The following is an 11,757-nucleotide window of genomic DNA, read 5'->3' on the forward strand; positions in this document are numbered from 1 at the left end:
CTCCCCCTTCTACACTATAATACACTAAAATATCTTGCCTCAGGGTGAGAAAATACCATAGCCGTCACAGATGCTTCTGGCTCCATCATAAATCCTTCCGTTAATGAAATACCTATTTCTTCTGGGTGAATTAAGCGAAATAACTTTTCTTGATCCGCAAGTTCTGGACATGCTGGATAACCAAAGGACACGCGTATACCTCTATATTTCGTACGGAAACGTTCTTCCATCGTCAGTTCTGGTGAATCCGGAATACCCCAGCGATCACGAATGAGCATATGTGTTTTTTCAGCAAGTCCTTCTGCTAGTTCAAGCGCTAACGATTGAATGGCATGACTGCGTAAATAATCACCCTTCACCTTCCACTCTTCAGCAATGTCCCGAACACCTTCCCCAACCGTAACAGATAGGAAAGCAACATAGTCCATCTCATCTCCAACTGGGCGTAAATAATCACCTAAAGTACGATATGGTGCTTTTCCTTGTCTAGGGAATGTGAAACGCTCTATAACACGCGTATGATCTTCTGGATCATATATTACAATATTTTGTCCGTCGCTTTGCGCTGGGAAAAATTGATACACTGCTTTCGGTTTTAACCAAGATTGTCCTTCCTGCAATAGTTCGTCTATTAAATCATTTAATTCGTGCGCTCTTTTATCCCCCTCTCGTAGAAGCTTCTTCACATTTCCTTTTAATCCAAGGTGATGTCCAAGTAACATCTGTCTATTTAAAAATGGAGCAAGATGAAGGGCTGGAATATCACGTAATACAATTCGCTTTGTTGAATCAGGCACTATAACCTCTGCCTTCGGTAATGGCTCAATTACTGCTGGAATCTCTACTTTCTTCTCCTCTTTTTCTACGATATGAAGATGACGCTCTTTTTTATCTTGTTTCATCTTCTCACGCTCTTCTTCCTTTTGAAGCTTATTAATAATATCCAGACCAGTCATCGCATCACTCGCATAGCATACGAGCCCTTTATATGATGGTGAAATACGGTTATCTGTAAACTTTCTCGTTAACGCTGCCCCACCTACAACGATTGGAACATCAATATTTGCTGCTTTTAAATCTTCAGCAGTCGTTACCATTTGTTGCGCTGATTTTACTAATAAACCAGAAAGACCAATAATATCAGGCTGCTTTTCTTGTACTTCTTGTACAATTCGATCCGAGCGAACATTGATTCCTAAATTAATAATCTCATATCCGTTATTCGATAAAATAATTTCAACGAGATTTTTCCCAATATCATGTACGTCACCTTTAACAGTTGCTAATAATACTTTCCCTTTTTTCGCACTATCGCTAGATTCCATATGTGGCTCTAAATAGCTTACGGCAGCTTTCATACTTTCAGCACTTTGCAATACTTCAGCAACGATAAGCTCATTATTATTAAATAATCGTCCCACCTCATCCATTCCTGTCATAAGTGGACCATTAATAATATCTAAGGGCTTTCTTCCTTCTGTAAGTGCAAGACTTAAATCTTCTTGTAATCCTTGCTTCGTACCTTCTACAATGTAATTTGCTAGCCTTTCATCAAGAGTTAATGTTTCTTGGATAACGACATCTTTCTTTTTTGCCACGCGATAGAAGTTTGTGAATTCTTCCAACGTCGCTTGCGTCGTTTCAAAAAGCAATGCATCTGCAAGACGTTTTTCTTCCTCAGGAATTGACGCATACCGCTCTAATTTTTCCGTATTCACAATCGCATAATCTAATCCTGCTTTCGTTGCATGATATAAAAAGACGGAATTTAATACTTCGCGTCCAGCTGGTGGTAAACCAAATGATATGTTACTTACACCTAAAATCGTTAAACACTCTGGTAACGCTTCTTTAATAAGACGAATTCCTTCTATCGTCGCTGCCGCCGAGCCAATATATTCTTCATCACCTGTACCTACAGGAAATACTAGTGCATCAAAAATAATATCTGACGGGCGTATACCATATTTCGTCGTCAATAACTCATAACTTCTTTTCGCAATTTCGAGTTTTCGTTCTGCACTAACCGCCATACCATCTTCATCAATTGTTCCTACAACAATAGCAGCACCATATTTCCGAAGGAGCGGCGTCACCTTTTTAAATCGTTCTTCTCCATCTTCTAAATTAATTGAATTAATAACAGCTTTTCCTTGAATATAAGTAAGAGCTCGCTCCATCACATTTTCATCTGTTGAGTCAATCATAATCGGTACTTTTAACACTTTCGTAACTTCTGCCAAGAAGTTTTCCATATCTTCTATTTCATCGCGATCAGGATCTGCCATACAAATATCAATAATATGAGCATTTTTCTTCACTTGCGCTCTTGCGACTTCAGCAGCCTCTTCAAATTTCCCTTCTGCTACTAATCGTTTAAATTTACGTGATCCAATAACGTTTGTTCTTTCACCAACAAATAACGGTCTCATAGAATCATCATATTGAAGTGCCTCTAATCCACTAACCCCATGTCCAGCTCTCTCTTGCTGTTCACGCGGCTTAAGAGACGCTAACGCAGATTTCATTGCTTTTACATGTTCTGGTGTTGTGCCACAACAACCACCGATAATATTAACCCATCCTTCTTCAGCAAATCGCTTCACTTTTTCAGCGAGAGAAGATGGAGATTCATGATAATGTCCATCTTCATCAGGAAGACCTGCATTTGGATAACAAGAAATGTAACACTCCGATAAATCAGATAGGGAACGAATATGGTCTCTCATAAATTCCGGGCCAGTCGCACAGTTTAACCCAACGGACAATGGCTTCATATGTTCTACCGATAAGTAAAAAGCCTCAATGGTTTGCCCAGCCAGAGTCGTTCCCATCGGTTCAATCGTTCCTGAAATCATGATAGGCACAATTTTATTTAGTTCGTCAAAAGCAGCTTGAATTCCAATATAAGCTGCCTTCACGTTACGCATATCTTGACTCGTCTCAACGAGTAATACATCTACGTCGCCATTTAATAATCCTCTTGCCTGCCGTGTATAGGCTTCAATTAATTCTTCAAACGTCACACCACCAGTAACACTAATGGCTTTCGTTGTCGGTCCCATTGCTCCCGCAACATATACTTCCTTGCCACTTTCATTGACCGCTTGCTTCGCTAAACGCGCTGCTTTCTCATTTAGTTCCTCGTCTAAATGAGACAACTCATAATCACTTAATACAATATTTGTCGCCCCAAATGTATTTGTTTCAATAATATCCGCTCCAGCTTCAATATAAGCTTTATGAATCTTCAAAATGACATCAGGCCTTGTTTCTACTAAATATTCATTACAACCTTCGTACTCTTCTCCTCCGAAATCTTCCGCAGTTAAGTCCTCTTGCTGAATCATTGTTCCCATTGCACCATCTAATATTAAAATGTTATTTTGTAATTTTTCTTCTATACATTTCATCAGTTAATACCTTCTTTCACTTCTTGCTTTTCTCTCACATATTTAACAAGATGTTCTGTAATTTCATATTTTAGAAATGGTGTAATAAGATAAATGCCGTTAAAATATTTCATCGCCGCATCGATTAATTCTTGTGAAATGCGAATTCCTTCCTCAATTGCTGCCTCTTTCGTTTCATGTCCATCCATTCTCTCCCTTATTTCTTCAGGTAGCGTAATGCCTGGCACCTCAAAATGAAGAAAATCTGCATTCCGTTTACTTATTAATGGCATAATCCCAATAAAAATAGGTTGTTCCAAATGCTTTGTCGCTTCATATACTTCTTCAATTAACGCGATATCGTAAATCGGCTGCGTTAAGAAATATTCCGCTCCAGCATCTATTTTCCGTTCCATTCGCTTAACCGCTGCCTTTAAATGTCTTACATGCGGATTAAACGCACCTCCCATTGAAAACCTTGTTGCTGGCCCTATTGATTTCCCTAAAATGGAGCGCCCATCGTTCATTTCTTTGATCATTTTAATGAGCTCAATAGAGGACAAATCATATACAGAAGTGGCACCTGGAAAATCACCAACACGTGCCGGATCTCCAGTTAAAGCAAGCACTTCTTCCATGCCTAACGCTGATAAACCTAGTAAATGAGATTGTAGTCCAATGACGTTATGGTCTCTACACGTTAAGTGAGTCAATACCGGAATATCGTGCTTCGTTAATAATGCCCCCATTGCCATATTCGAGACGCGAGGCGATGCTAATGAATTATCTGCTAGAGTAATAGCATCTGCTCCAGCTCTTTTCAATGCTCTTGCGCCTTCAAAAAATCGCTGCGTATCTAACGTTTTCGGTGGATCTAATTCCACTACTACTGTCGTTTGTTTTTTTGCTTTCTCTGCTAATGTGACATGAGCTTTCGAACGTTTCTCGTGTGTATGAACTACTTTCGGTCTTTGAATCGTATCCTTTTCTATTACAGGCGTAACATTTGCAATTGCACGTTTCATACTTTCAATATGTTCTGGAGTCGTGCCACAACAACCACCTAATAACCGAATACCTTGCTCAATAAATTTCGGTGTCATCGCTTCGAAATAAGCTGGACTTCCCTCATATACGTAACGTCCCTCCACATAATTTGGGAGACCTGCATTCGGATATGCTGACAAGTAGCCATTTTGCGGAATCGATATCATTTTAAAAGCTTCCGTCATATGAAGTGGTCCTAATTGGCAGTTCAATCCAACCACATTTGCACCATAATCTAAAAGCTGTTTTAATATTTCATTTACATCATTTCCATTTTGAGTCGTACCTGCCTCATGTAACGCTAATTGAGCTACAATTGGAATATTCGTTTGTTTTCGTAACACCTGAACAGCATGAAGTAATTCAAACTCATCATAGAAAGTCTCTAATAGCAGTCCATCAACCTGTTCTTCTAGTAATGCACTTGCCTGCTCAAGTAGCATAAATTCTCTTTCTATATCAGTCGTTGTAACAGCTCCGATATGTTTCATACCACCAATTGTTCCTAAAATTGCATTTCTATCTGTCACAGATGCTTTTGCCAATTTCACTGCCGCTCTATTAATTTCAGTAACTTGATTTTCTAAACCATACATACGTAATTTCGCTTCATTTGCTCCGTACGTATTTGTTTGAATTACATCGGCCCCAGCAGCTACATATTGCTTATGAATCGATATAATTAAATCTGGATCAGATATATTCAATTCTTCAAAACTACTTTGCAAGCCATGTGAATGTAATAACGTCCCAACCGCGCCATCACCTATTACAATTCCTTTTGATAATAAATCTAGTAATTTCACAAATCTCCCTCATTTCTATCAATATAAAAACCCCCTCTTCACTTTGAAGAGGGGGACATAATCGATCCTCCTCTTATCATGCAAAACATTCGTTTTGCAGGTATTAGCACCGTTTCAAACATTTAGTTTGAAGGTTGCCGGGTTTCACAGGGCCTTTCCCTCCACCGCTCTCAATAAGAGTTTGTCTTTATTATTTTATTTATGTAGCTAAAAGGAAATGCGTTCCCCTTTTAACAATGTTTGTTAATTTTTTAATAAATTTAGCATGCACAAATACAAAAGTCAATGACACTTGCGGAAAAATAAAAATTATTTAAAATAAAGTTGCAATTCAATTATCTTTTGTTGTAAAGTTAAAAACATAATAAAATTTCATACGAACATTCTTATCTAGAGAGGTAGAGGGACTGGCCCTATGACGCCTCAGCAACCATTAACATTTGTTAATAAGGTGCTAATTCCAGCAAATTGTGAAAGATTTGACAGATGAGAAGAAGACTCTATTCAAACCGAAAGCCTTCTTCTTAGAAGGCTTTTTTTATTTTACATTCACTTAATTGTTAATTTAAAAAGGAGGAATTTTTACATGTCAAATATTGAAACAAAACTAGCACAAATCGGAAACCGGAGCGAAACTACAACAGGAACTGTTAATCCGCCTGTTTATTTCTCAACTGCTTATCGTCACGAAGGAATTGGTAAATCTACTGGTTTTGACTATTCACGAACTGGAAATCCAACTCGCGGTCTTTTAGAACAGGCAATCGCAGACTTAGAATACGGCGAACAAGGTTATGCCTGTAGCTCCGGAATGGCGGCTGTTCTCCTCGTCCTTTCGCTATTCCGTTCTGGAGAAGAACTTATTGTGTCTGAAGATTTATACGGGGGCACTTATCGATTATTTTCTGAGCACGAAAAAAAGTGGAACGTTCGATGTAAATACGTAAATACACAATCTATTAAACAAATTGAGAAAGCTATCACAACTGAAACGAAAGCTATTTTCATAGAAACTCCGACTAATCCATTAATGCAAGTTACTGATATTGCCGCTGTCGCAACTGTAGCGAAAAGACACGGACTACTCCTTATTGTAGACAACACATTCTACACGCCTTATATACAACAGCCATTAACAGAAGGTGCTGACATTGTACTGCATAGTGCAACGAAATATTTAGGTGGGCATAACGACGTACTAAGCGGACTTGTCGTTGCAAAAGGAAAGGAACTTTGTGAGGAAATCGCTCATTATCATAATGCCTCTGGTGTGGTCTTAAGCCCATTTGACTCATGGCTATTAATTCGTGGTATGAAAACGTTAGCGCTTCGTATGAAACAACATGAAGAAAATGCAAAAGCAGTTGTCTCTTATTTAAATGATGAGGACGGGGTAACAGATGTATTTTATCCTGGAAGAGGTGGCATGATCTCATTTCGTCTGAAAGATGAAACGTGGATTAATCCATTCTTACAATCTTTATCCTTAATTACATTCGCTGAAAGTCTTGGTGGTGTTGAAAGTTTAATGACATATCCAGCAACGCAAACACACGCTGATATTCCTGAAGAAATCAGAACAGCCAACGGTGTATGCAATCGGCTTCTACGATTTTCCGTTGGCATTGAAAATAGTAACGATTTAATTCAAGACTTAAAGCAAGCCATTAAACTTGTAAAAGAAGGTGTAAGAATATGAGTTATTCTATAGATACACTCTTACTGCACAACCAATATAAACATGACTCGCAAACAGGAGCTGTTAACGTTCCCATCTATAACACATCAACATTTCACCAATTTGATGTAGATACGTTCGGGAAATATGACTATAGCCGATCTGGTAATCCAACACGTGAAGCTCTTGAAGATATCATTTCTTTATTGGAAGGCGGAACAAAAGGATTTGCCTTCGCATCGGGAATTGCAGCGATTTCTACTGCATTCCTCCTTCTTTCACAAGGTGATCACGTACTCATTTCAGAAGACGTATACGGAGGCACTTATCGAATTATAACTGAAGTTCTCTCCCGTTACGGTGTTTCACATACATTTGTTGATATGACCAATTTAGAAGAAATAAAGCAGAACATTAAGCCAAACACAAAACTCTTTTATGTGGAAACACCTTCTAATCCACTTTTAAAAGTGACAGATATTCGTGCTGTTTCTAAACTTGCCAAATCTATTAATGCCCTTACTTTTGTTGATAATACATTTTTGACACCATTATTCCAGAAGCCACTTGATCTTGGTGCCGACGTCGTTCTTCATAGTGCCACAAAATTCATTGCCGGTCATAGTGATGTTACTGCCGGATTAGCTATTGTAAAAGATGCCGAACTCGCCCAAAAACTTGGATTTTTACAAAATGCATTCGGCGCTATTTTAGGTCCTCAAGATTGTTCTCTCGTGCTTCGCGGCCTAAAAACATTGCATGTACGTCTTGAACATTCAGCTGCTAACGCCAATAAAATTGCGCACTATTTACAAGAGCACGCTAAAGTTCAAAATGTCTATTATCCTGGTTTACAAACACATCTTGGATTTGATATTCAACAATCTCAAGCTACATCAGCCGGAGCTGTCCTATCTTTCACTTTACAATCAGAAGACGCACTCCGCCAATTTTTATCAAAAGTAAAATTACCTGTCTTTGCCGTTAGTTTAGGAGCTGTCGAATCGATTCTTTCCTACCCAGCTAAAATGTCACATGCAGCACTATCGCAAGAAGCTCGTGATGAAAGAGGGATTTCTAATTCATTACTTCGATTATCCGTCGGCCTTGAAAATGTTGACGATTTAATATCCGATTTTGAAAATGCCCTTTCTTATGTAGAAGAACCTGTAAATGCATAGAGAAAAAAGAAGATATGAAATTAAATTTTCATATCTTCTTTTTATGCTGTTGCGTATATTTTACTTTTCGTATAGTTCATAAAAAAACGAAAAAGAACCATCTTTTTCCAAGCAATAAATTAATTGATATATTAAGAAGTAAAAAAAGGGGCAAAAATAATGGATACTTGTGCAGATGTTTTAATCGTTATCGATCTACAAAATGGAGTATGTTATAGCGAAGAACATTTATTTGATTTACAAAACTTACTTACAAAAGTAAATAATAGAATTTCTTCATACAGAAAAGCAAATAAACCAATTCTTTTCGTTCAACATTGTGATGATGATTTAGTACCCGAAAAAGAGCTTTGGGCTATTCATGCTGATTTAGATGTTCAAGAACAAGATTTTTTTGTAAGAAAGACACATGCCAATTCATTTTATAAGACAAACTTAAAAGAGGTTTTAGATCGATTATCTGTACGTCGTATTGAATTTTGTGGTGCCCAAACAGATTACTGTATGGATGCTACGATTAAATTCGCTCATGGACTAGGATACGAAAACTTCATGGTACAGAAAGCAACCTCTACGTTAAATAATCCATTTATGTCTGCAAAAGATACAATTGATTTTTATGAAAATATATGGAATCACAGATTTTTAAAATTAATACAGGGTGAACGCTAGAATATATAACTAATGTCTTGGTAATTCTAAAATTTATCAGCTATATTCAAACATTTCGTTTTCACCATAACGAAGCTGACTACGTTCAGCTTCTTTTCTTATAACCTGTTTTATATTCTATATATAACATTATAATTCCTTTGTCATATTATTTTAAAAATTTCGTATATTCATTTGAAAGAATAAGAAATTCATGATAAAATTGTGTTACAAATATATCTATATCTTTCAATTTTTAAAACGCATCGAAATTTTCACCCAAAAATGTCATTTTACAAAACCGTGCTAATTTATCTACTTTATTTACATCAGGGTCTCTTTTCTTACAATTTCTTTACTTTAGGAATTTTTTTCTGCAACAACTGTTTTCTTTTCTTTAATTTTTTGGTATGTATAGTATGGTATAACAGCTCACACGGAGGTGGAAAAGAACATGTTAGAAACCTTTCAAAAAGAAATAGAACTATATGAAAGCAATGCAGAATTATTGAAAGTACTTGCTCATCCTGTTCGCTTATGTATTGTAAAAGGATTAATTGAACGTGGTCCAAGCAACGTTTCTACAATGTACACTGGCTTAAACATGCCACAATCTACAATTTCACAGCATTTAGCAAAGTTAAAAAGTGCTAAAATCGTTTCAAGTGAAAGAAAAGGGTTGGAAATTTATTACAAAGTAGAAAACGAGACAATTATTCAACTCGTTCGCGTATTATTGGGTTAGGGACTCATAAACAGAGAAAAAGGGCGTATTCTATATTTTTTATCTCATATCTTTAATATAAATATATATCATGAGAGGAAATATATGATGCTACATAAGTCGTATTAAAAAACAAGACACAGAAATATGCTGTGTCTTGTTTTTTTATATTTTCAAATACCGTTCCAAGCGTAACTGTTGCATATGTTTCGTATGTATAACAACATCAAATGCATCCCCTAATCCTCCGCTCAAAATCATAGAACGAACTGCACGATTTTGTTTTTGAGTTTCAGAAAAAGGATTTCTATCTTGGTGACCCGTAAGCTGATCTAATATTCCTGCTGCTAACAAGAATTCAGACTGTTTCTTATGCCATACTGTATTCATGCCTTGCAAGCTAAACATCTCTTTCAGTTCGTCCCAATGAATATGAGTAGTAAGATCCATTTCACCTGGATGTGCTAAAGGATTACGGATTAGCTTATGCTCGTAATACCCTCGTAAACTTCCTTCTTGATGTGCAGGATGCATCCATTCTTCTTTTGTATATCCATAATCAACAGTAATACATATACCTTTTTGAAACCATTTCGCAATTTCTTTTATATATTCTTCCATCGCAATTGGCACTTCAAAACGCTGACCTTCTGCAAGATGAATATTATATTTCAATAAGTATCGACCGATGCTTTTATGTAACGGCCTCCATACTTCTGCAAGTTTCCCTTCCTCCGTGTACGTAACACGTACCTCATACAACATTCCATTTCTCTTCTCAATTACTTCAACAGGAAATGCATCAAACAACTCATTCGAAAAAAGAATCCCATCGAACGATTCTCCCATTTCACTATGCGACGTATAATACGACACATTTGAAAACGAACAAAGATTTTTCTGCTGCAAGCTTCTATGAAAAGGGCTCATTTCAATCATTGAATAACTTAAATCGATAAAGGTTTCTGGAGATAATTGCTTCCATTCTTGTAAAACATCATAGGCAAACCTTCCTGTTCCCCCACCAATCTCACAAATATTCGGAGCAACTTCACCATTTTCAACAAGACGAATAAAAAACTTAGCAAAGGTTTTTGCAAAAACAGAGGACACATTGCTACTTGTAAAGAAATCCCCTTTTCTTCCAATTTTTTCACGTTCTTTCATATAATAGCCATGCCCCTCTGTATACAATACAAGGTTCATATACATACTATACGAAATTGAATAATCCTTCTCTTTCCCCATCCATTCTTTTAAAATGAGCTCCATCCCCATAATGACTCCTTACTGTAAAAATGGATTATTTTCTTTTTCAAAACCAATGCTTGTTTCTGGACCATGTCCACATAGCACCGCTGTTTCATCTGGTAATACAAATAATTTTTCTTCAATACTTCCAATCAATTCAGCAAAACTTCCACCAGGTAAATCTGTTCTTCCGATGCTCATTTGGAACAATACATCTCCAGAAAATACAGCATTCGCCTCTTTAGAGTAATAAGAAATACTGCCCGGAGAATGTCCTGGCGTCTCAAAAATCTCAAAATTAAATGAACCAATTGCTAGTGCACCTTCTGCATCAATAATATGATCTGCTGGTTTTGCTGTAATGCTGCGATTCATCATAAAAATTTGAGAGCCATTTACAGTTGCATCTCCTAACCAATCTGCTTCTTCTTTATGTACGTACACAGGAATATGAAAAGCGTCTCTTACCGCATCAACAGCGCCAATATGATCGAAGTGAGCATGTGTTAATAAAACAGCCAGTGGCTTTAATTGTTCTTCTTGTAAATATGTAACGAGCTTCTCTCCTTCGTGACCAGGATCAAAGATAATACACTCATTTTGATCATTCGTTAAAATATAAGCATTCGTTTGTAATGGGCCTAACGGCATTTGTATCCATTTCATATGAAAATCTCCTCCAATTATTAAACTTACTTTCAATGATACAACATTTTTTTCTCTTAGGAAAAGAAAGGATGCTATCTCGACAATCATTTTTAAAACATGTACAATATAAAAGAGTAAATATTCCAAAAACTCACATTAAGGAATGAGTAGACAGAGGAGGATATTGTATGGGCCTTGTTATTATTTTTGCGCTAGTCACTCTGTTAGCTGTATTTGCTACGCTTAGAACACTTCGTGAAAAGAACTTTTTCGCAGGCGGCTTTGCAATTGCAACTGTACTCGTTTTCGGATGGTTTACAATCATGACTGTTCTATATAACGGGTACCCACCAGCAGCTTAATTCATTAACATGTTATT

At 36.9% G+C, this 11,757-nt stretch carries 9 protein-coding genes and 2 riboswitches; of the genes, 5 read left to right on the forward strand and 4 right to left on the reverse strand.

The window, feature by feature from the left end; all coding sequences use genetic code 11:
• Positions 1-14: 14 nt before the first annotated feature.
• Positions 15-3,413 (reverse strand): methionine synthase, encoded by a 3,399-nt coding sequence (gene metH / locus MR115_RS05835; protein ID WP_242240421.1) that lies wholly within the window; start codon positions 3,411-3,413, stop codon positions 15-17.
• Positions 3,413-5,245, reverse strand: coding sequence for a bifunctional homocysteine S-methyltransferase/methylenetetrahydrofolate reductase (locus tag MR115_RS05840; protein ID WP_242240424.1), 1,833 nt, complete (start codon positions 5,243-5,245; stop codon positions 3,413-3,415). Before MR115_RS05840 ends, metH begins: the two co-directional genes overlap by 1 nt.
• A 70-nt stretch (positions 5,246-5,315) precedes the next feature.
• A riboswitch (SAM riboswitch) is annotated at positions 5,316-5,425 on the reverse strand.
• Positions 5,426-5,628: 203 nt separating this feature from the next.
• A riboswitch (SAM riboswitch) is annotated at positions 5,629-5,738 on the forward strand.
• A 93-nt stretch (positions 5,739-5,831) separates the two neighbouring features.
• On the opposite strand from MR115_RS05840, the gene metI reads away from it, so the two are divergent.
• From metI to MR115_RS05860, 4 genes are all read left to right on the forward strand, one after another.
• Positions 5,832-6,944 carry a cystathionine gamma-synthase/O-acetylhomoserine thiolyase gene (metI, locus tag MR115_RS05845; RefSeq protein ID WP_242240429.1) on the forward strand — a complete coding sequence of 371 codons (1,113 nt, stop codon included), beginning with the start codon at positions 5,832-5,834 and terminating at the stop codon, positions 6,942-6,944.
• Positions 6,941-8,104: a cystathionine beta-lyase gene (gene metC / locus MR115_RS05850; RefSeq protein WP_242240432.1), complete on the forward strand. Its 1,164-nt coding sequence runs from the start codon at positions 6,941-6,943 to the stop codon at positions 8,102-8,104. Before metI ends, metC begins: the two co-directional genes overlap by 4 nt.
• Before the next feature lie 159 nt (positions 8,105-8,263).
• Positions 8,264-8,776 carry a cysteine hydrolase family protein gene (locus MR115_RS05855; RefSeq protein WP_242240434.1) on the forward strand — a complete coding sequence of 171 codons (513 nt, stop codon included), beginning with the start codon at positions 8,264-8,266 and terminating at the stop codon, positions 8,774-8,776.
• A gap of 433 nt (positions 8,777-9,209) precedes the next feature.
• Positions 9,210-9,500, forward strand: a complete 291-nt coding sequence (locus tag MR115_RS05860) for an ArsR/SmtB family transcription factor (RefSeq protein ID WP_000894375.1) — start codon at positions 9,210-9,212, stop codon at positions 9,498-9,500.
• A 144-nt stretch (positions 9,501-9,644) separates the two neighbouring features.
• Here MR115_RS05860 and MR115_RS05865 read toward each other — a convergent pair whose 3' ends face one another.
• Together MR115_RS05865 and MR115_RS05870 are read right to left on the reverse strand one after the other, a co-directional pair.
• Positions 9,645-10,757 carry a class I SAM-dependent methyltransferase gene (locus MR115_RS05865; RefSeq protein ID WP_242240436.1) on the reverse strand — a complete coding sequence of 371 codons (1,113 nt, stop codon included), beginning with the start codon at positions 10,755-10,757 and terminating at the stop codon, positions 9,645-9,647.
• 9 nt (positions 10,758-10,766) lie between these two features.
• Complete coding sequence (locus MR115_RS05870; RefSeq protein WP_063260804.1) at positions 10,767-11,396, reverse strand: MBL fold metallo-hydrolase; 630 nt, start codon at positions 11,394-11,396, stop codon at positions 10,767-10,769.
• Positions 11,397-11,566: 170 nt separating this feature from the next.
• On the opposite strand from MR115_RS05870, the gene MR115_RS05875 reads away from it, so the two are divergent.
• Positions 11,567-11,740: a DUF2759 domain-containing protein gene (locus tag MR115_RS05875; RefSeq protein ID WP_000524846.1), complete on the forward strand. Its 174-nt coding sequence runs from the start codon at positions 11,567-11,569 to the stop codon at positions 11,738-11,740.
• Positions 11,741-11,757: the final 17 nt, after the last annotated feature.

Source organism: Bacillus cereus group sp. BfR-BA-01309, from assembly GCF_022664315.1.
GTDB classification, from domain to species: domain Bacteria; phylum Bacillota; class Bacilli; order Bacillales; family Bacillaceae_G; genus Bacillus_A; species Bacillus_A mobilis.

Coding starts and splice junctions, on each gene's coding strand:
- metH (WP_242240421.1), bottom strand. CDS start 3,413: ATGAAATGTATAGAAGAAAAATTACAAAATAACATTTTAATATTAGAT.
- metI (WP_242240429.1), top strand. CDS start 5,832: ATGTCAAATATTGAAACAAAACTAGCACAAATCGGAAACCGGAGCGAA.
- metC (WP_242240432.1), top strand. CDS start 6,941: ATGAGTTATTCTATAGATACACTCTTACTGCACAACCAATATAAACAT.
- MR115_RS05855 (WP_242240434.1), top strand. CDS start 8,264: ATGGATACTTGTGCAGATGTTTTAATCGTTATCGATCTACAAAATGGA.
- MR115_RS05860 (WP_000894375.1), top strand. CDS start 9,210: ATGTTAGAAACCTTTCAAAAAGAAATAGAACTATATGAAAGCAATGCA.
- MR115_RS05865 (WP_242240436.1), bottom strand. CDS start 10,757: ATGGGGATGGAGCTCATTTTAAAAGAATGGATGGGGAAAGAGAAGGAT.
- MR115_RS05870 (WP_063260804.1), bottom strand. CDS start 11,396: ATGAAATGGATACAAATGCCGTTAGGCCCATTACAAACGAATGCTTAT.
- MR115_RS05875 (WP_000524846.1), top strand. CDS start 11,567: ATGGGCCTTGTTATTATTTTTGCGCTAGTCACTCTGTTAGCTGTATTT.